Origin of the sequence: Asanoa iriomotensis (genome assembly GCF_016862515.1) — a bacterium.
Taxonomy (GTDB): Bacteria; Actinomycetota; Actinomycetes; order Mycobacteriales; family Micromonosporaceae; genus Asanoa; species Asanoa iriomotensis.
Map to the genome: position 1 here is coordinate 66,938 of NZ_BONC01000013.1, position 21,263 is coordinate 88,200.

General features: G+C 71.0%; 17 protein-coding genes. 11 read left to right on the top strand and 6 right to left on the bottom strand.

The window, feature by feature from the left end; all coding sequences use genetic code 11:
• Window positions 1-44: 44 nt before the first annotated feature.
• From Air01nite_RS11815 to Air01nite_RS11825, 3 genes are read left to right on the top strand one after another with little or no spacing between them, the layout of a single operon-like run.
• A complete protein-coding gene (locus Air01nite_RS11815; protein WP_203702050.1) occupies window positions 45-1,499 on the top strand; it encodes a CCA tRNA nucleotidyltransferase in 1,455 nt (484 codons plus the stop codon).
• Window positions 1,500-1,532: 33 nt separating this feature from the next.
• Complete coding sequence (locus Air01nite_RS11820) at window positions 1,533-2,093, top strand: hypothetical protein (RefSeq protein WP_203702051.1); 561 nt, start codon at window positions 1,533-1,535, stop codon at window positions 2,091-2,093.
• A 31-nt stretch (window positions 2,094-2,124) separates the two neighbouring features.
• Window positions 2,125-2,610, top strand: a complete 486-nt coding sequence (locus Air01nite_RS11825; RefSeq protein WP_203702052.1) for a methylated-DNA--[protein]-cysteine S-methyltransferase — start codon at window positions 2,125-2,127, stop codon at window positions 2,608-2,610.
• Window positions 2,611-2,668: 58 nt separating this feature from the next.
• Here Air01nite_RS11825 and Air01nite_RS11830 read toward each other — a convergent pair whose 3' ends face one another.
• On the bottom strand, window positions 2,669-3,748 hold the full coding sequence (locus Air01nite_RS11830) for an inositol-3-phosphate synthase (protein WP_203702053.1): 1,080 nt from the start codon (window positions 3,746-3,748) through the stop codon (window positions 2,669-2,671).
• Window positions 3,749-3,767: 19 nt separating this feature from the next.
• The gene (locus Air01nite_RS11835; protein WP_203702116.1) at window positions 3,768-4,382 is read right to left on the bottom strand and encodes a PadR family transcriptional regulator; all 615 of its coding nucleotides are present in this window, start codon (window positions 4,380-4,382) and stop codon (window positions 3,768-3,770) included.
• 160 nt (window positions 4,383-4,542) lie between these two features.
• Here Air01nite_RS11835 and Air01nite_RS11840 point away from each other — a divergent pair, with 160 nt between their 5' ends.
• Window positions 4,543-4,959 carry a DUF5318 domain-containing protein gene (locus Air01nite_RS11840; protein WP_203702054.1) on the top strand — a complete coding sequence of 139 codons (417 nt, stop codon included), beginning with the start codon at window positions 4,543-4,545 and terminating at the stop codon, window positions 4,957-4,959.
• Between the two features lie 127 nt (window positions 4,960-5,086).
• Here the strand turns inward: Air01nite_RS11840 and Air01nite_RS11845 are convergent, their stop codons facing one another.
• Entirely contained in the window at window positions 5,087-5,599 is a 513-nt protein-coding gene (locus Air01nite_RS11845; RefSeq protein ID WP_203702055.1) for a hypothetical protein, read from the bottom strand.
• Between the two features lie 82 nt (window positions 5,600-5,681).
• Here Air01nite_RS11845 and Air01nite_RS11850 point away from each other — a divergent pair, with 82 nt between their 5' ends.
• Window positions 5,682-7,856: a transglycosylase domain-containing protein gene (locus Air01nite_RS11850; RefSeq protein ID WP_203702056.1), complete on the top strand. Its 2,175-nt coding sequence runs from the start codon at window positions 5,682-5,684 to the stop codon at window positions 7,854-7,856.
• Window positions 7,857-8,010: 154 nt separating this feature from the next.
• Window positions 8,011-9,459, top strand: a complete 1,449-nt coding sequence (locus tag Air01nite_RS11855) for a glycosyltransferase family 87 protein (protein ID WP_203702057.1) — start codon at window positions 8,011-8,013, stop codon at window positions 9,457-9,459.
• Between the two features lie 53 nt (window positions 9,460-9,512).
• Here Air01nite_RS11855 and Air01nite_RS11860 read toward each other — a convergent pair whose 3' ends face one another.
• Complete coding sequence (locus tag Air01nite_RS11860; RefSeq protein WP_203702058.1) at window positions 9,513-11,627, bottom strand: putative glycosyltransferase family protein; 2,115 nt, start codon at window positions 11,625-11,627, stop codon at window positions 9,513-9,515.
• A gap of 2,019 nt (window positions 11,628-13,646) precedes the next feature.
• Window positions 13,647-14,417, bottom strand: a complete 771-nt coding sequence (locus tag Air01nite_RS11865) for a deoxyribonuclease IV (protein ID WP_203702059.1) — start codon at window positions 14,415-14,417, stop codon at window positions 13,647-13,649.
• Window positions 14,418-14,602: 185 nt separating this feature from the next.
• Between Air01nite_RS11865 and Air01nite_RS11870 the strand changes: the two genes are divergently transcribed.
• The 5 genes from Air01nite_RS11870 to rplI all read left to right on the top strand — a co-directional run bounded on the left by Air01nite_RS11870 (window position 14,603) and on the right by rplI (window position 17,427).
• Window positions 14,603-15,481, top strand: a complete 879-nt coding sequence (locus Air01nite_RS11870) for a hypothetical protein (protein WP_203702060.1) — start codon at window positions 14,603-14,605, stop codon at window positions 15,479-15,481.
• 298 nt (window positions 15,482-15,779) lie between these two features.
• On the top strand, window positions 15,780-16,070 hold the full coding sequence (rpsF, locus tag Air01nite_RS11875) for a 30S ribosomal protein S6 (RefSeq protein ID WP_089250289.1): 291 nt from the start codon (window positions 15,780-15,782) through the stop codon (window positions 16,068-16,070).
• Between the two features lie 79 nt (window positions 16,071-16,149).
• Entirely contained in the window at window positions 16,150-16,704 is a 555-nt protein-coding gene (locus Air01nite_RS11880) for a single-stranded DNA-binding protein (protein ID WP_203702061.1), read from the top strand.
• 19 nt (window positions 16,705-16,723) lie between these two features.
• The gene (gene rpsR / locus Air01nite_RS11885) at window positions 16,724-16,963 is read left to right on the top strand and encodes a 30S ribosomal protein S18 (protein WP_089250287.1); all 240 of its coding nucleotides are present in this window, start codon (window positions 16,724-16,726) and stop codon (window positions 16,961-16,963) included.
• Between the two features lie 14 nt (window positions 16,964-16,977).
• Entirely contained in the window at window positions 16,978-17,427 is a 450-nt protein-coding gene (rplI, locus tag Air01nite_RS11890) for a 50S ribosomal protein L9 (protein WP_203702062.1), read from the top strand.
• Window positions 17,428-17,954: 527 nt separating this feature from the next.
• Here the strand turns inward: rplI and Air01nite_RS11895 are convergent.
• Window positions 17,955-21,038 (bottom strand): hypothetical protein, encoded by a 3,084-nt coding sequence (locus tag Air01nite_RS11895; RefSeq protein WP_203702063.1) that lies wholly within the window; start codon window positions 21,036-21,038, stop codon window positions 17,955-17,957.
• Between the last annotated feature and the right edge of the window lie 225 nt (window positions 21,039-21,263).

The following is a 21,263-nucleotide window of genomic DNA, read 5'->3' on the forward strand; positions in this document are numbered from 1 at the left end:
CGCGGCGTCGGCGACGCCGTACAGAAAGATAGGCTGGCGGTCCCATGTCCGGAACATCCTCTACCCGCCGCCTCACCCAGGCTCAGGAGACCGCCGTGGCGGAACTCATCCGCGTCTCGCCGGTCGCCGACGAGCTGGGTCGCCGGTTTGCCAAGGCCGGCCACGAGCTGCACCTCGTCGGCGGCTCCGTGCGCGACGCGCTGCTCGGGCGGCTCGGCGACGACCTCGACTTCGCCACCGACGCTCACCCCGAGCAGACGCTTGCCGTGCTCAAGGGCTGGGCGGAGGCCACCTGGGAGACCGGCCGGGAGTTCGGCACGATCGGGGCGCAGCGCGACGGCCTGCGCCTGGAGATCACCACGTTCCGGGCCGACGTCTACGACGGGGTCAGCCGCAACCCGGTGGTCCAGTGGGGCACGAGCCTCGCCGAGGATCTGCGCCGGCGCGACTTCACCGTCAACGCGATGGCGGTCAGCCTGCCGGACCATGTCTTCACCGACGCGTACGGCGGCCTGGCGGACCTGGCCGACAAGCGGCTACGCACGCCGGCGTCGCCGGAGGAGTCGTTCGGCGACGACCCGCTGCGGATGCTCCGGGCGGCCCGGTTCGCCGCCCAGCTCCGGTTCGCGGTCGATCCAGGTGTACGCGCGGCGATGGTCGCGATGGCCGCCGACCTCGACCGGATCACCGCGGAGCGGATCCGCGACGAGTTCACCAAGCTGCTCTCCGGCGCCGACCCGGTGGCCGGCCTGCGGCTGCTGGTCGACACCGGGCTCGCCGACCGGTTCATGCCGGAGCTGTCCGGGCTCAAGCTGGAGATCGACGAGCACGCACAGCACAAGGACGTCTACGAGCACACGCTGATCGTGGTCGCCAACGCCGTGCGCCTCGAGGGCGACAGCGGGCCCGACTTCGTGCTCCGGATGGCCGCCCTGATGCACGACGTCGGCAAGCCGGCGACCAAGGCCGTCTCCCCCGACGGCCGGGTCAGCTTCCACCACCACGAGGTGGTCGGCGCGCGGATGACCAAGCAGCGGATGAAGGCGATGCGGTACCCGAAGGACGTCACCGCCGACGTCGTCGAGCTGGTCGCGCTGCACCTGCGGTTCTACGGCTACGGGCGGGGTGAGTGGACGGACTCGGCGGTGCGCCGGTACGTCACCGATGCCGGCCCGTTGCTGTCCCGGCTGCACAAGCTGACCCGCTCGGACGTGACCACCCGCAACCGGCGCAAGGCGGCGCAGCTCGCCGCCGACTACGACGCGCTGGAGGTGCGGATCGCCCGGATCGCGGAGGAGGAGGACCTCGCCCGGGTCCGGCCCGACCTCGACGGCAACGCGATCATGGAGCTGCTCGGCGTGCCGCCGGGTCCGGTCGTCGGGCGGGCCTGGCGCCACCTCAAGGAGCTGCGACTCGAGCACGGCCCCCTGGACCGCGACCAGGCCGAGGCGGAGCTGCTGCGCTGGGCCCGGGCGGAAGGCATCGTCGGCCCCGAATGACAGGGAGCGGCCGGGGTCGCTACGGTCGCCGTTATGCAGCCGAATCCCGGCGCCACACCGCGCTCGCACCGGGCGCCGATCGTGGTGCTGTCGGTGGTGCTGTTCCTCCTGCTCGGGGCGATCGTCGTGGTGCAGGCGAGCCGGGCCGGGCGACGGGCGGCGGACCCGTGCCCCGTCGGCGAGTGGGACGTGGTCAGCTACCGCGAGGTCGTCGAACTCGATGACCTGCGCCAGACAGTGACCTTCGGCGGCGGCACGGGCACGGTGTTACGGCTGCGCGCGAACGGCACAGGCGAGACCGACTACGGCTCCGGCGTCACGTTCACGGCCGAGGCACCCGACGGGCGGCCGATCCGGCTGGAGGTTGCCGGGCCGGTGCGGTTCCGTTACTCACTCGCCACTGGTGGCGGCTCGATCTCCGTCAGCCCGGCCGGCAACGACGCGAGCAGCCAGCTCTTCATCAACGACGCGGCGAACGGGCCGCGGGCCGGGTTCGTCGACCCGGTGGGCGCCCGGTCCTTCCGGATCGAGTGCGGGGGCGACTCGCTGACCCAGGACGACGGCCGGTTGGTGGTCGGCTACCGCCGGCGGTGAAATGTCGTACCCCCGAGGTTGAATGGTTCTTATGCGTTGGAGTGTCGTCGACTCACCGATCGGGCCGCTGTCGCTGGCGGCCGACGAGACAGGCGTGTGCGGGCTGCGGTTCGAGGCGGTCGAGGGCGTCGAGGTCGCCCCACCGTCGGGTGCGCTCGCGGCGGCGGCCGAGCAGCTGTCGGCCTACTTCGCCGGTGACCTCACCGACTTCGACCTACCCCTGTCGGTCCGTCGCGGCTCCGAGTTCGAGCGGGCGGTCTGGCACCGGATGACGACCATCCCCTACGGGCGCACCGAGACCTACGGCGAGGTGGCGGCGGCGGTCGGCGATCCGGGCGGTGCGCGCGCGGTCGGTGTCGCCTGCAACCGCAACCCGATCGCGGTGATCGTGCCCTGTCACCGCATCGTCGGCGCCGGCGGCAAGCTGGTCGGCTTCGGCGGCGGGCTGCCGCGCAAGAGCTTCCTGCTCGAGCTGGAGGCGCGGGTGGCCTTCCAGCGCGACTGGGCCGTCACCTGACACGCCAAGGGGCGGCGACCCTGTTCGGATCACCGCCCCTACCGGCGTGGTGCGTCGGTCAGCGCTCGATCTCGCCGCGGATGAACGCCTCGACGGCGTTGTGCGCGTCGTGGTCGGCGTACTGCTCCGGCGGCGACTTCATGAAGTAGCTCGAGGCCGACAGGATCGGGCCACCGATGCCCCGGTCGAGGGCGATCTTCGCTGCCCGCAGCGCGTCGATGATGACGCCCGCGGAGTTCGGCGAGTCCCAGACCTCGAGCTTGAGCTCTGCGTTGAGCGGGGTGTCGCCGAACGACCGGCCCTCGAGCCGGATGTAGGCCCACTTGCGGTCGTCGAGCCACGGCACGTGGTCCGACGGGCCGATGTGCACGTCGCTCTTGGCCATCTCGTGCGGCACCTGGGACGTCACCGACTGGGTCTTCGAGATCTTCTTCGAGACCAGGCGGGTGCGTTCCAGCATGTTCATGAAGTCCATGTTGCCGCCGAAGTTGAGCTGGTAGGTGCGCAGCAGCTCGACACCGCGGTCCTCGAACAGCTTGGCCAGGGCACGGTGGACGATGGTCGCACCGACCTGGCTCTTGATGTCGTCGCCGACGATTGGCAGGCCGGCGTCGGTGAACTTCTGCGCCCAGACCGGGTCGGACGCGATGAACACCGGCAGGGCGTTGACGAACGCGCAACCGGCGTCGATGGCGGCCTGCGCGTAGAACTTGTCGGCCTGCTCGGAGCCCACCGGCAGGTAGGCGACCACCACGTCGACGCGGGCGTCACGCAGCGCCTGTGCGACGTCGACCGCCGGGGCGTCCGACTCTTCGATGATCTCGCGGTAGTACTGCCCGAGACCGTCGAACGTCGGACCACGCTGGACGAGGACGCCGGTCGGCGGCACGTCACAGAGCTTGATGGTGTTGTTCTCGCTGGCGACGATCGCCTCCGCGAGGTCCATGCCGACCTTCTTGGCGTCCACGTCGAACGCCGCGACGAACTCCACGTCGGAGACGTGGTAGTCGCCGAAGGTGACGTGCATGAGACCCGGGACGCGGTCGTTGGGGTCGGCGTTCCGGTAGTACTCCACGCCCTGGACCAGGGACGAGGCGCAGTTACCCACACCGACGATGGCGACGCGGACGGAGCCCATCGCGTTTGCCTCCTTCTTGTTACGGCCGCTCGTCCTGGACGTGCGGGCTGGTTTCTGCTGAGCCGTCGGCCTTGCGACCTTCGGGCTGCCGGCCGGAGCGCTCGTTGACGATCAGCTCCTCCAGCCAGCGCACCTCGCGCTCACAGGCGTCCAAACCATGACGCTGCAGTTCGAGGGTGTACGCGTCGAGGCGCTCGCCCGCCCGGGCGAGCACGTCGCGCATGCTTTCGCGCCGCTCTTCGACCTTGCGCCGGCGGCCTTCGAGGATCCGGAGGCGGGTGGCCTGGTCGGTGCGCGCGAAGAAAGCGAAGTGGATCCCGAAACCGGCGTCGTCGTAGGTCTCGGGACCGGCCTGCGCGATCAGGTCGGCGAAGCGTTCCTTGCCCTCCGCCGTGATCTTGTAGACCACGCGGCCGCGCTTGCTGGTCAGCGCGGGCACCTCGGGGGTGGTCGGCGCCGCCTCGCCGGCTTCGGTGAGGTAGCCGGCCGACTGGAGCCGGCGCAACGTCGGGTAGAGCGAGCCGTAGCTGATCGCGGCGCGGATCGACCCGAGCTTCGCGGCGAGTTCCTTGCGCAGCTCGTACCCGTGCATCGGCGACTCGTGGAGGAGCCCGAGGATCGCGAACTCGAGCAACACCGACCTCCTTCGCGCCCTCGATGTATCGCGGCGATACATCGCTTCGCCCACGGTAAGACACGTGGACGGCGCGCGCAAACCCCCTGATTTGCTGCCGGGGAATCACGCTCTGTAGCGGTTGTCGCCTCTGTCGTCTTGACCGCGTACCCTCTTGCGCATGCGCACGCAGCGCCAGGTCGTCGACTACTCGCTACAGAAGCGAGCGGTCCTGCGTGACGTCTATTCGGGCCGCGTCGGGACCTACGAGGTCTGCGACGCCTCGCCGTACCTGAAAAGCGCCGCTCGGTTCCACGGTGAGCCGACTGATGAGCGCTGTCCGATTTGTCGGCGAGAAAACCTCACGCACGTCCACTACATTTACGGCGATGAACTCAAGCAGTCGGCGGGACAGGCGCGCACACTGGCCGAGCTGCCGGTGCTCGCGATGACTCTCCGTGAGTTCCAGGTCTACGTAGTGGAGATCTGTGCGGGCTGCTCCTGGAACCACCTGGTCGAGCAGTATCTGCTCGGTCGCGACGGTTTGGCCGCGCCCGAGGTGCAGACTGGCGCGCGAAGGCGAGAGGCGCGACGGTGACAACGATTCGCCCCCCAGACGCTAGGTCTTTGAGGGAAGGGCGAATCGTTAACCAGATAAGTCCGGTTTTTTCGGATATGTCGGCGGCGGAACGACGTAACCGGAGGACCGCACGACGTGGTCCAACTCACGGCAACCCGGTGGCAGCGCGGACGCGCACCACCGCGACCGGCAGGGTGTGACAAATGAACTCGTACGACGACTCCGGTTCTGCGCGCGGCCACGCCCGCCCCACGGGCAACAGTGGCAACAGCGGACGAGGGTCAGGCGACGACGGCCACTGGCAGAGCGGCGACGGTCTGGGCGGCTGGTCCGACGGCGGGCAGGCGCCCGCGGCTCGGGGCTCGGCCTCGGGCGGGCGGGCGTCGGTGCCACGCGCGTCGGCCTCCGTGCCTTCCTCCCCGGCCGGTTCCGCGGCTGTTCCGCCGTCGTCGGCGGGCCGGGCGACCGTCGGTCGCGCCTCGGCCTCGGTGCCCGGGTCGTCGTCCGCGGGTCGCGCCTCGGTCGGCAGTGCCTCCGTCGGCAGCGCGTCCGTTGGCAGCGCCTCCGTCGGCAGTGCCTCCGTCGGGAGCGCGGCGGCCGGTGGTCGGGCGCGGGTCGGTCGTGCTTCGGTTTCCGGCCCGGGTGGGCCCGGCGGCACCGGTCCCGGTGGCCCTGGTGGTCCCGGCGCTCCCGGCGGGCGGGGTCGCGGCAAGCGGCCCGAGCGCAGCCGCCGCCGCAAGATGATCAACTGGGCCATAGCCGGCTTCGCGGTGCTGGTCATCCTGGCCGGCGCCGGTCTGGTGGGAGGCACGTACTACACCACGAACGTCGTCGTGCCAGAGAAGATCAACTTGCCGCTGGCGAGCACGATCTACGCCGCGGACGGCAAGACCCAGATCGCGAAGCTGGGCGAGGTCAACCGCACGTTCGTCTCGATCAAGCAGATCCCCGAGTTCGTCCAGCGCGCGGTGGCGTCGGCCGAGGACCGCAAGTTCTACGAGCACGACGGCGTCGACTACGTCGGCATCGCGCGCGCCGCATGGAACAACTTCACCGGCGGCGAGCGGCAGGGTGCCTCGACGATCACGCAGCAGTACGCGCGTAACGCCATCGACGGCCTGGAGGGCGCGACCTACGCCCGCAAGGTGCGCGAGGCGGTCATGGCGTCGAAGCTGAACGACGAGTACTCCAAAGACCAGATCATGGAGATGTACCTCAACACGATCTACTTCGGTCGGGGTGCCTACGGGATCGAGGCCGCGTCGTACGCGTACTTCGGCAAGACGGTGAGCAAGCTGAGCGTCGCCGAGGGCGCGGTGCTGGCCGCCGTGATCAAGCAGCCGCAGCCGTCGTCGACGCACAAGGGCTACGACCCGGGCTACAACCTCGACGCGGCCAAGGAGCGCTGGGGCTACGTACTCCAGGGAATGGTGGAGAAGACCTGGCTCACCGCTGACAAGAAGCCGGCGGAGTACCCGAAGGTCAACGCGCTCCCGAAGGACAACGCCTGCTTCACCGACTGCGGCGTCAACACCCCGCTGGGCAACGTGATCAACTACGTCCGCGACGAGATGATCGGCATGAACATCCCGGGCTGCGACGCGGCGAACTGCGCGCGCCTGATCAAGGATGGCGGCTTCAAGATCAGGACGACCATCAACTACACCCGGCAGAAAGAGCTGGAAGCCGCGATCCAGCGGAAGTCCAAGGGCTCGGAGCTCGCCGGGCAACCCAGCAACCTGATGGCGGCAGGCGTCGCGGTCAATCCGGCGAACGGCCGGGTGGAGGCGTACTACGGCGGCGACAACGGCACTGGTCACGACTTCGCCGGCAAGAACATCGAGGGCGGCGCGCTCACCGGTGGTCACGCGCCTGGTTCGTCGTTCAAGATCTACACGCTCGCGGCGGCGCTGGACTCGAACATCTCGCTCGACTCCCGGTGGGACGCGCGGGACTACGAGGTGCCCGGCACCGAGATCAAGGTCATCAACGCGGGGCGGAACCCTCCGTGTGGGCAGAGCTGCACGTTGCGCCAGTCGACCATCTCGTCGTACAACGTGCCCTTCTACCACATCACGGACCAGATCGGCGCCGACAAGGTGATCGACATGGCCCGTCGGGCCGGCGTCACCACCATGTGGACGAACAACCCGGTCAAGCCGTACGACCTCAACAGCAAGAGCACCAAGATCGGCAAGAGCGACCCGTTCTACTACGTCGTCGGCTACGGCGCGTACCCGATCACCGTGCTCGACCACGCCAACGGCCTGGCGACGATCACCAACCGCGGCCTCTACAACAAGGCGCACTTCGTCATCTCGGTGGAGCAGAAGGACGCCACGGGTGCGTGGAAGAAGGTCGGCGGCGAGCAGCTGAAGCCGCGGCAGACCATCCGGCAGGAGGTCGCCGACGACGTCAACGACGTGCTGCAGGAGATCTCCGGCGGGCTTGACGGCGGCCGGAAGGCGACCGGCAAGACCGGCACCTGGGAGCTCAACGAGAAGAGCTCCGACAACGCGCACGCCTGGATGCTCGGCGCGACCCCGCAACTCGCGACCGCGATCTGGGTCGGCAACGTCGGCAAGGAAAAGGCGATCCGCGACAAGAACGGCGACAAGATCCAGGGTTCGAGCCTGCCGAAGGACATCTGGAAGCGGTTCATGAACGACGCCCTCAAGGGCACCGAGGAGCTGAAGTTCCCGCCGGGCACCCACATCGGCGACCCCGAGGCGGGCAACGGCAAGAAGCAGGACTCCCCGCTGTGCTTCCCCGGCGAGGACTGCAACCTCCCCGGCGGCCCGGGCGGCAACGCCGGCGGTGGCAATGGCAACGGCCCTGGACGCCGTGACAACACCGCCCCGACGACGACGCAGGATACGAACCCGTTCACGGTCATACCACCACCAGGCGGCTGACCCTCGGCCGAGGTTCCGTCCCGGGCGGTGAGCGCTTCGGCTCCCGCCCGGGCGAGCGGGCGCTCGCGTACCATCCGATGCGACAAAATCGGCGTTCCGGATGGGGCACAACGGGTGGCATGCGGAAAGATGCGTTTTCGTGGGTGCAAACCTGATGCGTGAGGACGCAGAGCCGGTCGACCAGCCGTCGCGCTCCGACGGGTTCGTCCGCGGGCTCTCCGAGGTGATCGGCGGGCCGGTCGGCGAGCACGCCGTGGACCGGGCGGGCGGTGCGCGCTCCGGCGGCGGCTTCTGGACCGCTTCCCGGATCGTGCTGGCGTTGGTCTGCCTGACCCTGGCGCTGCACTGGGTGCAGAAGTCACCGTGTCAGGACGGAGCGTGGCGGGACTTCCAGCAGTACAAGCAGTTCTGCTACACCGACGTGCTGGCGCTCTACTACGCCGAGGGCCTCAACGAGGGCAAGGTCCCTTACGCCGACCATCCGGTCGAGTATCCGGTGCTGACCGGTGCGTTCATGGGCGCACTCGGGCTGCCTGTCCACGAGCTCGGCAAGGACAACCCGGAGATCAACCAGGGGCAGTGGTTCTACAACCTCAACGCCCTCGTGCTCGGTGCGATCGCGGTCGGCGCGGTCGGCGCGCTGCTGGCCCTGCGCAAGAGACGCCCCTGGGACGCCGCGATGTTCGCCCTGTCCCCGGCGTTGCTGGTCACCGCGACCGTCAACTGGGATCTGCTGGCCATCGGGCTCGCGGTGTTCGGCATGCTCGCCTGGGCCCGGCACAGACCGGTCGCGGCCGGCGTCCTGCTCGGGCTCGGCTGCGCGGCGAAGCTCTGGCCGCTGTTCATCCTCGGCCCGATCCTGGTGCTGGCGTTCCGCACCAAGCGCTGGCGCGCGGCGATGACCACGCTGGGCACGGGCATCGCCACGGTGCTGGCCGTCAACATCCCGGTCGCGCTGCTGTTCACCGAGAGCTGGAAGCGGTTCTTCGACCTCAACAGCACCAGGCCGATCGACTGGGGCACGTTCTGGTACATCGGCCGCTACCTGGACAACAAGTGGTCCCCGAACTCGGCCGGGCCGTTCCAGTGGCTGAGTGACCACGTCTCGACGCTCAACCTCTTGACATACCTCCTGTTCGGTCTCGCCTGCATCGGCATCGCGGCGCTCGGCGTCTACGCGCCGCGCCGCCCACGCCTGGCGTCGCTGGCCTTCCTGGTCGTGGCGGCGTTCCTGATCTTCAGCAAGGTCTGGTCGCAGCAGTACGTGCTGTGGCTGCTCCCCCTGGCCGTGCTCGCCCGCCCGCGCTGGGGAGCGTTCCTGGTGTGGCAGCTCGCGGAGGTCGCGTACTTCCTGGCCTTCTACGGCGAGCTGCTCGGCGCCGAGGGCAAGCAGGTCTTCCCGGAGGGCGTGTTCGTGCTGGCCGCGACGCTGCGCCTGGCCGGCGTGGTGGCGATGTGCTACTTCGTCGTCCGCGACATCCTGCGGCCGGAGCTGGACCCGGTCCGTGAGACGTACGCCGACGACCCTGATGGCGGGGATTTCGACGGCGCCCCTGATCCCGACGTTCTTCACGAACCGGAGCGGGTGCCCGTCCGGGCCTGACCGCTGGGGTTCACCGCGGGCGGCAGTCGAGTCGCTGCCGCCCGTTCTGGTCGTCAGAGCCCGTAGACCACCGCGTTGCCGACGTCCTGGCGGGTGATGCCGAGGGAGTCGACCGGCAGGTCGATCGCGGTCCGCAGCGGCGAGCCCTCCTGGACCTGGTCGCGGACCACGATGACGTTGCGCACGCCGAGTTGGCGCAGGTAGTCGATGCTCGGCTGGTCCGGGAACGTCGCCGTCACCCGGCGGACCTCGTCGAGCTTCTGCGGCACGAAGCCGCTGCCGCCGTTGACGATGTCCTGGTAGTTGGTCGTCGACCAGAGCATCACGTTCTCGTCGTGCAACTGGTCGCTGGGCAACACCAGGAGCGGACCCTCGACGGTACGCATCGCGGCCGGCTGGGCCGGGACGATCGGGTGCGGGGTGGTGTTGATGCCCTCGACGAGGACGAGCGCCAGCGGGATCAGCGTGACCAGGCGCAGCCAGGGGCTGGGCCATGGCGGGATCCGGTTGGCTGAGATGTCCTTGACCCGCTCGACGAACGCGCACACCGCGCCGGCGGCCAGGATGCCGAGCATCAGCGTCACCCAGAGCATGAGCCGGCCGGGCGTACGGATGCCGTCCCAGCCGGGCGCGTGCTCGAGCAGCGGGATGTAGGTGTACTTGCCGTCCAGGAACTCGCTGCCCATCGCGAAGATCGTCGTGACCGCGATGCCGAGCAGGAGCAGCACGCGCTGCCGGATGGTCCAGATGCTGAAGAACAAGCCGGCGAGGGCCAGGCCGATCAGCGCGAAGCCGGGCAACAGGGTCATCTCGGGCGCCCAGCCGAGCGAGTCGCGCAGCGGCTGGTGCAGCCCACCCCACAACCACGACTCCTGCGGCGCGGTGAAGAAGCCACGCAGCGGCGGTGAGTAGAGGCCGATCTCCTCGACCCCACGCCGGGCGTACGGGTGATCGGCCGCGACCTCGAAGTAGGGGATCGAGAGCAGGCCACCCACGGCGGCGAAGACCGCGGCACCGCCGAGATCGGCGAAGAACAGCTTCCAACCGAAGGGCCGGCGCACCGCCCAGAACCAGATGCGCTGGATGCGCCAACCGATCAGCGCGCCGACACAGAGCAGGGCCAGCACGTACGCGAAGGCGAGCCCGATCCCGAAACCGAGGCTGAGCTGCCACGCGGCGACCAACCACCCGGCCAGCGCCCACCCGGCATGCCGGCGTTCGGGGCGATAGCCGTTCTTGAACGAGTAGCCGTGCCCTCGGGCGAGCATCGCGAGCGCGAGTGGGATGCCACCGTTGGAGATGATGTGCAGGTGCCCGGCCTGCGCGAGCAGCCAGGGCGCGAAGGTGTAGCCGGCCGCCGCGACCGCGCTGCCGGTGCGCCCGCCGCCGAGCTGGCGCACGAGCACGTAGGCACCGAACACGGCGAGCGCGTGGGCGAGCACGAACACGATGTTGTACCGCACGATCGCCGCGACGGGCCCCTCACCGATCATGCCGAGCGGTGCGTAGCCGAGCAGCGAGTCCGAGAAGGCGAAGCTCCACAGCTCCGGGTAGAAGGCGTTGGAGTGCCAGATCCGCCCGGGGTCGGTCAGCAGGCTGTGGCCGGACCACGACATCTGCCAGGCTTGCAGGGTCGGATCCCAGATGTCCTGCGGGATGGTGTGCCGCGGATAGCGCAGCGTCGGCCAGGTCATCACCACCGCCGCGGCCATGGAGATCAGCGCGGCCAGGGTCCACTCGTGCCGGAGGAACCGCCCGACCCGCCGCCCGACCCGCACGGCCACGTTCGGCGGCGGCTCCGCCCGCCCAGCGAACTCCGCCCACCGGTCAGGTTCCTTATCGGCCCCTTCGCCGTCCTTCTCCGCAACGGCGGTAGCAACACCGGCACCGGCCTTAGCCGGCGCGTCGCCGTCCCCGCTGGCCACTGTGCTCTTGTCACCGGCCTGACTCGCCGCGTCGGCGGTCTTGCCGCCGTCCCCGCTTGCCGCATCGGTCGTCTTGGCGTGGGCCTGGCCGTCTGTGCTGGTCGCGGTGTCAGTGGTCTTAGCCTCGGCGTGGCCGTCTTCGCTGGTCGCTGAATTCTCGTCGCCCGGGTCGCTCGCCGTGGCGGCGGTTTTGGCCGGGGCGTCGGCTTCAGGGATGGTCTTCTCTTCGTCTTGCTTACGCATGCCGGCATCGGACGTCTCGGCGGCGTGCCGACCGCGATGATCGGCGTCGCGGTCGGGGGCTACGGCTTCCGGCTTGACCGCGTGGCGTCCGGTCTTGTCCTCGACGGCCGCCGCCGGCGAACCTTCGACTACCGCGCCGGCACCGGGCTGGCCCGCCGCCTGAATCGCGGCCCCGCCGACCGCCGCGGTGCTGACCGTCGCCGAACGCCGAAATGGCCACCAACGCCGGCGGGGTCTGGCCTTGGCAGGGGTCTCCTGCTGCGCAGTTTCGCCTTCCCGGCTCGACCGCGCGTCGGCTTCACCTGTGGTCCGTGTCGGAACCGCAGCTTCGCCCGCACCGGTTGTCGCCGTGTTGGCCGCCGTCGGTTCGCTGTCGCCCCGAGCTGCCGCGCTGCCGTCCTCGACATCGCCGCTGCGTGGTTGCGGAGCGGCGGCTGCTCGCGACATTTCACGCGGCTCGGGCGACGAGCCTGCGTCGTCTGTGCCCGCCGTGCCGGCGTCGGCCCGCCGACTGCCCGCGGCTGCCTCAGCGGGCTCGCGGATGCCGTCCGCAGCCTCGGCCTCACCGCTGCGGGCAGCGACCAGGTCGCCATGTTCATTCCCGGGCGGCGTCCCGCCAGTATCCGTGCCCGAACTGCCGCGGCGAGCCCGGCTCCGGGCCTTCGGCGCGCTGGTCTTGGCGGTCGTTTCCGTTGCGCCTGCCGTGGCCTGCGCCTCGCCCGACTCCGCCCCATCGGCAACCGGAACACTGTCCGCGTCAGCCTGACCGATGACCGGCCGATCGGATATGCCAGCCGCGTTCGCCGCGACATCGTCCGCCGCCGCGCCCGCCGAGCGCTTCCGCGGCGCGCGCCGGCTTCGCCCACCAGCCGCCGCCGCAGCGCCGCTGGCTGCACCAGCCGCCGCGATCGCGCCGGCGGAGATCGTGCTCGCCGCAGCTGTGCTCGCTCCGCTCGCACGCGCCGGGGCATCCACTTCGGAGCTCACGCCCGCGTGAATCGGCGCGCCGGAGGTCTCGCCATCAGCCCCGGTGGGGCCTCCGCGCGCGGCCCGCGCTGCGACCTCTGCTTCGGAGGTCGCGTCTGCTCGGCTGCCGGGCGCCTGACCTGCGGCGGCCTGTGCTTCGGAGGTCGCGTCTGCTCGGCTGCCGGGCGCCTGACCTGCGGCGGCCTCTGCTTCGGAGGTCGCGTCTGGGTGGCTGGGCCTGCCGGAGGTCTCGGTATGCGCCCCTGCTGCGCTGCCGCCCGCCAGCCCCGTGGCGACCCCTGCATCGGGGGACGCGCCCGGGTGGCTGGGCATGCGGGCGGCTTCGTCGGCTGGCGCTGTGCCGTCCTTGGGTGCCTCCCCCGCACCGACTTCTGCTTCGGAGGTGGACGCTTCGCCGCTCCCCTGCGCGGCTCCCGCCGCCGCGACCGCTGCGGCCAAAACCGCCGAGTCGGCCGGCGCGCCGGCGCCTGGCAGCGGCCCAGCGGCCGAGCGCTGCGTCGCATCAAGATCCCGCCCGACGGGGGAAAGAGCTGCGCTCGCAGGCGTCGACTCGTCGGCGCCGGTCACGACGACGGCTTCGTCGGCGGTCGTCAGGCCGCCGGCCTGACCGTTGGTGCCGGCGGCGGCGGCTGATGGCGCTCTGCTCGGGGGCACCGCGGGCTCGGTGGTGTCCGACTCGCCCACGTAGGGCTCGTCGGGTTCCTCCTCGCTGGCGATGGAGGGCCTGCGGGTGGGCTCGGGTCCGGGTGCCGCACGTCGTGCGGACATCGGCGGTTGTTCCGAGTTCATGCCGCTCTTTCTCTCGACCGACCGTGGCCGGGTCTCGCCGGTGACGGCACCGCCGCATCGCGGTCCCCTCGCCCAACCGAGACACCCTTCAGAGGCTGTCTTGTGGGTCAGGGTGGCATTCCGCCGGGCTGGCACGACGACCGGCCCCACGCGGCGCACGATCTCCGCGTGTGCCCGGACGCCGACTGGACCTCGCCGGCATGCCGCCCGGATCCACGAGACACCCCCTAATGGCGCCTAACGTCACACCTTGCCGCGTAGAAACGCGATGTCGGTCGCTTGGCCGTCGGCCTCGTCGGGTGTTTCGACGATGACCGGGGCGCCGGCCGCGCGTACGACCGCGATGAGCAGCTCGGGGTCGATCATCCCGGAACCTAGGTTGTCGTGTCGATCCCGGCCCGAGTCGAACGGGTCCTTGGAGTCGTTGCAGTGGATCAGGTCGATGCGGCCGGTGATGGCCTTGACCCGGTCGACCAGGCCGAGCAGGTCTTCGCCGCCGGCGTGGGCGTGGCAGGTGTCGAGGCAGAAACCGACCTCGTAGTCGCCGACCGCGTCCCATAGTCGCGCCAGCATGTCGAGCTTGCGGGCGCAGGCGTGGTCGCCGCCCGCGGTGTTCTCGATCAGCACGGGAGTGGCGAAACCACCGTTCTCCTGCGCGTACGCGAAAGTTTTCCGCCAGTTGTCGAAGCCGGTGGCCAACTCGTCGACCGCGCCCACGTGTCCGCCGTGGACGATCACCGCCTTGGCGCCGATGTCGGCGGCACCGGCCGCGTGGGCCAGCAGCAGCTTGCGGCTCGGGATCCGGATCTTGTTGTTGAGCGTGGCGACGTTGATCAGGTAGGGCGCGTGGATGTAGATGTCCACCTCGGACGCCTTGAGCGCCTCGGCGTCGGCGCGTGGCTTCGGCGACTTGTAGCCCTGCGGGTCGGTGAGGAAGAACTGCACCGCGTCGGCCTCGCGGGCTGCCGCGGCCGCCAACGGGTCCGTCGAGTCAACGTGAGCTCCGATGCGCATGGGGGCGAGCCTACGTCGCGGGTACGACAACCGCGCACTGGCGCCCGCTTCCGGAATTCCTCGCAAATCGCCCAGTGGCCCGCGTCACCGTCCCGGCTTCCGCCTCGTTAGCGGGATAGACCAGCAGGAGGCCGCTGAACCAGCAGGAGCCTCCGAGTACCGGCCGACCACGGGAGTTGTGAACGTTGCACGCCATCCGACGCCGTACCGGTGCGTCCGCGCTCGCCGCCTTTTTTGTCGCGGCACCGCTGGCCATCGGGGGCGCCGCCCTCGCCGCGGAGCCGGCGGAGACCAACAGCCAGGTCGTCTTCACCGGCGACGGGCTGCTCGGGGTGGCCTGCGGCGCCAAGCCGAGCGCCGCCTCGGTGACCGTGCCCGCGGAGAGCACGCTGCGCGTGGTCAACAAGACGGGCCGCAAGGCGAAGCTCCTGCTCGACGGCGCGACCCGCGGTGAGGTGGCGTCCGGCGCGACCGCGGACGTGCTCTTCCACCGCGGCCCGGTGGAGCTCGCGCTCAAGCCGGACTGCGTGCTCGCGGACGAGAAGGCCGTGCGGGTCGAGGTGCTCGCGCCGCCGCCGCCCGCCGCGACCGGCAACGACACGCCGGCCAACCCGCCGACCGCTCCGCGCGGGGGCGGCGGCAGCGGAACTGGCAACAACACTGGCAACAGCGGCGGCTCGGCTGACAACGCCGACAACCCGACCGCGGCGGGCGGCGATCGGCAGTCTCCGGAACGGCCGGCCGGCGACAACCCGGATGCCGCCGCCACGCCCGGCGCGGCGGACCCGGGCGCCGACCCGGCGAACTCGGACGAACAGGCCGACCCGGACGCGGCAGCGCTCGCGGTGGACAGCTTCGTCAACCCCGACGGGGGTACGGGGGTCGACGGCGCGACCACGATCGCCGGCGCGGCGGCCGAGCCGCTGGCCTCGGTCGACCCGGTCAGTGACAGCGCGCCGACGGGGCTGCTGGCGTTGATCGCGACAGTCTGCGTCGTCGGCGTATCGGCTGGGGCAATTAGGGCGATTATCGCTCAACGTGCAAGTCGGACCCGAGCCGCGTAAACTAAATATCAGTCACAAGGCTCCGCGGGGCGCCTGCGTCCAACCTCGTCGGTGTGGTCGTTCCTCCCCAGGTCCCACCCAAAGAATGCGGATTCAAGGCGCTCCGCGGCTCTGCGAAAGGGCCCCTTCCTCAGCGAAGGGGCCCTTAGCACGTCCGGACGACCCGTATGACTCGTACGCAGGGGCTCTCCGGTATTGTGGTGGGGTTGTCCGCACCGGCAGGGTGCCTGGGCAACGACGCACGACCTCCTGCCGCGGAAGGACCGCGGCCGCTTAGCCCACAGGAGGTGAGCACGTCTTGCGTCATTACGAAGTCATGGTGATCCTCGACCCCAGTCTCGAGGAGCGCACCGTCGCCCCGTCGCTCGACACGTACCTGAACGTGATTCGGACCGCGGGCGGCTCGGTGGAGAAGCTCGACGTGTGGGGCCGCCGGCGCCTCTCGTTCGAGATCAACAAGAAGGCCGAGGGCATCTACGCCGTCATCGATCTGCAGGCGGAGCCCGCGGCGGTGGCTGAGCTGGACCGTCAGCTGCGACTCAACGAGTCCGTGCTGCGCACCAAGGTCATCCGGCCCGAGACGCGTTAAAGCGTCCAGGCCAGTCCGAACCAAGCCTCACAAACTCTGTCGTACGGCTCTGGCAGCCTGTACGGCAGTGACTCGATGAGTGCACGAGGAGACGGTCATGGCAGCAGGAGACACCACCATCACGGTCATCGGGAACCTGACCGACGACCCCGAGTTGCGCTTCACTCCGTCTGGCGCGGCGGTCGCCAAGTTCCGCGTGGCATCGACCCCGCGGATCATGGATCGCCAGACCAACGAGTGGAAAGACGGCGAGCCACTCTTCCTCTCTTGCACCGTGTGGCGGCAGGCGGCTGAAAACGTCGCCGAGTCGCTGCAGCGGGGCTCCCGGGTCATCGTCTCGGGCCGGCTCAAGCAGCGGTCCTACGAGACCCGCGAGGGCGAGAAGCGCACCGTCATCGAGCTCGAGGTCGACGAGATCGGCCCATCGCTGCGCTACGCCACGGCGAAGGTGCAGAAGATGTCCCGCTCTGGCGGCGGTGGTGGCGGCTTCGGCTCCGGTTCCGGCGGTGGCGGCGGCCAGGGAGGCGGCGGAGGCAACAACTTCGACGACCCCTGGGCGACAGCCCAGCCGGCAGGCGCCTCGAGTGGTTCGGGCCGATCGAACAGCTACTCCGATGACGAGCCCCCGTTCTAAATCACCAGGAGCACGAGCAATGGCTAAGGCTGCCGCGCTGCGCAAGCCGAAGAAGAAGGTGAACCCGCTCGACAAGGAGGGGATCACCTACATCGATTACAAAGACACCGCGCTGCTGCGCAAGTTCATCTCCGACCGGGGCAAGATCCGCGCCCGCCGGGTCACGGGTGTGACGTCCCAGCAGCAGCGTCAGATCGCGCGTGCTGTCAAGAACGCGCGCGAGATGGCGCTCCTCCCCTACACCGCCACGGCTCGCTGAGAGGAGGCACCGACATGAAGGTCATCCTGACCCAGGAGGTGTCCGGCCTCGGCACGCCCGGCGACGTGGTGGACGTCAAGGACGGCTACGGCCGCAACTACCTCCTCCCCCAGGGCTTCGGCATCCGCTGGAGCAAGGGTGCGGAGAAAGAGGTCACCAACATCAAGCGGGCCCGCGGGGCTCGTGAGATCCGCGACCTCGGCCACGCCAACGAGGTGAAGACCCAGCTCCAGAGCCTCAAGGTCTCCCTGCAGGTCCGCGCCGGCGACGGCGGCCGCCTGTTCGGCTCGGTCACCCCGGCGGAAATCGTCGACGCGGTCAAGGCCGCGGGCGGCCCGTCGCTGGACCGGCGCCGCCTCGAGCTGCCGGGTCACATCAAGTCGACCGGCAGCTACCCGGTGAAGGTCAAGCTTCACCCCGAGGTGACCGCCACGTTCGACGTGAACGTCAACCGCAGCAAGTAATAAGCACCACCACACAAGGGCGTCGCCACCGCGCAAGCGGTGCGGCGCCCTTCGTGTATCGCGATCGCGCAGGTGGGTGGGCGCGGTTCATGCTCCGTGCCCGCGGACCCGGTTCGTGTATCGCGATCGCGCAGGCGTGCAACGCGGCTCGCGTGCCGCGACCGCGCAGGTGGGTGGGCGTGGTTTGTGGTTCGCGGTCGCGCAGGTGGGTGGGCGCGGTGCGTGTGTCGCGGTCGCGCAGCCGAGCGGCGCGGTTCGTGTATCGCGAAGGCACAGGCGGGCGGCGCCCTTCGTGTATCGCGGTCGCGCAGTGGGTCGGCGCGGTTCGTGCGTCGTGACCGTTCAAGCGGGTGGGCGCGGTTCGCGCTTCGTGACCGCGCAAGCGGTGCGGGGCCGTTCGTGCGTCGGGTGCCAGGCAGTCGGCGCGAGTCGCGTTCGGTTCGCGGTGTGGGGCGGTCGGTGGCGTGACCCGCGGCGTGTGGGCGGCGAGGTCGATTCCAAGACGAGCCGCGGGCCCGATCTCGGCCTTAGCCGAGTGGTTGGCCGGTGAGGACGCTGTTGAGGACCGCGGCCAGGCCGCCGCCGACGACCGCGGCCGCGAGGCCGACGCTGCCCGCGCGCCAGCTGTGGCCCAGCCAGCGCAGGGCGACCGCGGCGATCAGGCTGATGCCCAGCGCGACGCCGAAGTGCGGCACCCCCGAGAGCAGGCCCTCCAAGGCCTGCGCACGGGGCGAGTCGCAGCCGCCGCCGGTGACGTCGCTGACGCAGTCGTCCACGGCGACGGCGGGCAAGGTCATGAGCCAGATGCCAAAGGCCAGCACGGGTACGGCGTACCAGGCGGCCGCGTACAGCACCGCCGCCAGGAAGCCGCCGTTGTCCGTGTCCAGCTGTTCGAATTCCTCCTGCTGCCAGCGCATCGGGCGGCGCTGCGGCTGCGGCTGCGCCTGCCTGGGTGGCGCCGGAGCCTGGCGTGCGGCGCGGGCCGGGGCTCCCCAGCCCGGGTCGGTGGCGTCCAGAGCAGGCGGCACCGCCGCGCGGGCCATTGCTTCCGCGCGGTCGGCCTCGGACTGCGACCGGCCGCGGCGCGGGCCGCCGTCGTCGTAGCCGTCCGGTTCCGGGCGGCGCGGCTCAGGCAGGCCTATGGCGGGCGAGCGGGGTGCCGTCGCCGGCGTCTCCACCCAGCGCGGGTCGTCGCCGGCCAGGCGGTGGCCCGACCAGAAGGCCTCGAACTTCTCCTCGGCCTCGTCGTCGATGCTGCCGACCAGCCGGTCCCACTCGCCGGTCGAGGTCGTGCTGTCGTACTGGCCCGTGTCCGTCATCCGCTCCCACGAGCCGGTGTCCACACCGTCGTCGCTCGGGCGGTGCCCGGAGTCCCGGCGCGCGCGCCCCCCGGCGCGCCAGTCACCGGTTTCCGTGCCGGCCGCGTCGCGGGTCGCCCTCGAGCGGCCGTGTCGTCCGTCGTCGGGTCCGGGGCGGTCGTCCCTGGTCCGCTGGTCGTCGGGCCGCTCCTGATCGGGCTCGATGGGCGCCATGGCCCGGCGCGACCACTCCCCGGTCATGTCCGGGTGGCGCCACCGGTCCGAGTCCGGCTCGCCGGCCCAGGAACCGCGGCGGGGGTCGGACGCGTCGCCGCCCGCGGGCGGGTCGCCGTCATCGCGGGCACGGCGTCGCTGCGTGGGTACGTCGCCGCGTGCCCCCTCGCCCCGCCAACCACGGGCGGCGGGGTCCTCATCGCGGCCTCGGCCGCGCGGGTCGCGCTCGGCGGCCCGGCGACCGTGCCCGGTCTGCTCGGCCTCGTCCCGCCAGCCACGCGGGTCGGCGTCGGTCTCGTCCTGCCGGGCGCGGCGGCTCCGGCTGGGCGGGTCGACCGGGTCGGCCTCAGCGTGCCGGCTGCGGCCGCGTGGGCGGTCGTCGGCCCGTTCGCTCCAGGTGCGGCCGTGGCCCGTCGACTCGATCGGGTCGGGCTCGCCGTGCCGCCGGCGGCCCCGGGCCGGTGGCGCCTCGTCCTCGGCGGCCCGCCGGCTGAGCCGCGTGCCGGTCGTCTCCGGGTCGGTAGACCCGTCCGACCACCCTCGCCGGCTGCCGTCAGTGGTGTCGGTCTCGCCGTGCCGCCCGCGGCGGCCGCGACCGGCGGACTCGCCGTGCCAGGTCTGGCTCGGTTCGTCGGCGTCCTCCGCGTGCCGGCTGGACCGCCCGCGCAGCGGCACCCGCATCGTGCCGGTGTCGCTCGGCCGGGAAAGGTCGGGCAGTTCGGTCTCGGTCGGCTCGGCCTGCCAGCCGCGCGATCCAGTCTCGTCGGCCGCGCCATGCCTCCGGCGCCGGCCGCGGCTCAGCGGTTCGTCGTCGGTACGCGCCCGACGGCCGCCAGGCGACGGCTCGACCGGTGCGGACGCCGCGTACCCGATGCTCGGCAGCTCCGTGTCCGTCGCCTCGTCGCGCCAGCTCCGGCGCCCGGTGTCGGCCTCACCGTCGTCGGTCCGGCGCCGGCCTCGACCGGCCGGCTCGACGCCGTCGGCCGCACGCCGCCGGCGCCCGCCGCTGGTCTGCTCGACGTCGGTGTCCCCGTCGTCCCACCGCCTGGCACGAGAATCGCCGGCGTCGAGGCGCCGGCGGCCGCCGCTCGACAGCTCGATGTCCGTGGAGCCATCGCTCCAGTCGCGCGCGGCGCGGGAATCGGTGACATCCCGCCGGCGCCGGCCGCCGCTCGACAGCTCGACGTCGCCGGTCTCGTCAAACCTGCCGGCCCGCGAGTCGCTGGCGTCAAGGCGCCGTCGTCCGCCGCTGGCTAGTTCGATCTCGCCTTCGATGGCCCGGCCGGCGCGGGAATCGGTCACATCCCGCCGGCGCCGGCCGCCGCTCGACAGCTCGACGTCGCCGGTCTCGTCAAACCTGCCGGCCCGCGAGTCGCTGGCGTCAAGGCGCCGTCGTCCGCCGCCGGCTAGTTCGATCTCGCCCTCGATCGCCCGGCCGCCGCCGTCGCGGCGACGCCGTCCGCCGTTCGTGAGCTCGATGTCGCTGTCGTCGTCGAATCTGTCCGCTCGGGAGTCACTCGCACTGCGGCGGCGTCCTCCGCCGCTGGTCAGCTCGATGTCGCCGGCGTCGTCGAACCGGCCGGCCCTGGAGTCGCCAGCCTCGCGTCGGCGCCGTCCGCCGCTGGATAGCTCGATGTCGTCGTCGACCGCCCGCGAACCCGCGACGTCCCGACGGCGTCGCCCGCCGCTGGTCAGCTCGACGTCGTCAGCCCAATCGCCTGCGGCACGCGAATCCGAAATATCCCGCCGACGTCGACCACCACTGGACAACTCGACGTCGTCGGCCCGAACGCGCGCCGCGCGGGAGTCGGAGACGTCACGCCGGCGCCGGCCACCGCTGGACAGCTCGATCTCGTCGTCCGCGTCGTCATCACGTCGCCGGCGGCTGCGTGTCGGGGGCTCGTCGCGCGAGCCACGCCAGCTGCCACCCGTCGGCACGATCACCATGTCGCCGTCGTCGGCGTCGGGTGGGCCGCCCTCGAACAGGTCCTTCGGCAGCTTGAACGATGCCGTGTCCTCGAGCTGCGTGATCGCCGCCAACTCGCCGCCGGACGCGCCCAGCGGATCCCACTGGGACACCGCATCAGGGTTGGGCTCGGCCGCCGTCGGTCGGACGCCGCGGCGGGTGCCTGTGCGGCGCGGCCGCTCCTCGGATCGGGACGAACGAGACCGAGGCGACGACACTGGGTTGTCGTCACCGCGCGCCCAATCCCGATAGTCCACGGCTCGAGCGTGACCTTCCTGTATCGGATCGCAATCGCCCGGTGCGTCAAAGACAAGCAACGGACGCGTAGATGGTAGTCG

What these genes read in the sequence shown, in the direction of transcription:
- Air01nite_RS11825 (WP_203702052.1), top strand. Translation starts at nt 2,125, where the DNA reads ATGCGTTGGAGTGTCGTCGACTCACCGATCGGGCCGCTGTCGCTGGCG.
- Air01nite_RS11830 (WP_203702053.1), bottom strand. Translation starts at nt 3,748, where the DNA reads ATGGGCTCCGTCCGCGTCGCCATCGTCGGTGTGGGTAACTGCGCCTCG.
- Air01nite_RS11855 (WP_203702057.1), top strand. Translation starts at nt 8,011, where the DNA reads ATGCGTGAGGACGCAGAGCCGGTCGACCAGCCGTCGCGCTCCGACGGG.
- Air01nite_RS11840 (WP_203702054.1), top strand. Translation starts at nt 4,543, where the DNA reads ATGCGCACGCAGCGCCAGGTCGTCGACTACTCGCTACAGAAGCGAGCG.
- Air01nite_RS11860 (WP_203702058.1), bottom strand. Translation starts at nt 11,627, where the DNA reads ATGCGTAAGCAAGACGAAGAGAAGACCATCCCTGAAGCCGACGCCCCG.
- rplI (WP_203702062.1), top strand. Translation starts at nt 16,978, where the DNA reads ATGAAGGTCATCCTGACCCAGGAGGTGTCCGGCCTCGGCACGCCCGGC.
- rpsR (WP_089250287.1), top strand. Translation starts at nt 16,724, where the DNA reads ATGGCTAAGGCTGCCGCGCTGCGCAAGCCGAAGAAGAAGGTGAACCCG.
- Air01nite_RS11820 (WP_203702051.1), top strand. Translation starts at nt 1,533, where the DNA reads ATGCAGCCGAATCCCGGCGCCACACCGCGCTCGCACCGGGCGCCGATC.
- Air01nite_RS11815 (WP_203702050.1), top strand. Translation starts at nt 45, where the DNA reads ATGTCCGGAACATCCTCTACCCGCCGCCTCACCCAGGCTCAGGAGACC.
- Air01nite_RS11865 (WP_203702059.1), bottom strand. Translation starts at nt 14,417, where the DNA reads ATGCGCATCGGAGCTCACGTTGACTCGACGGACCCGTTGGCGGCCGCG.
- Air01nite_RS11850 (WP_203702056.1), top strand. Translation starts at nt 5,682, where the DNA reads ATGATCAACTGGGCCATAGCCGGCTTCGCGGTGCTGGTCATCCTGGCC.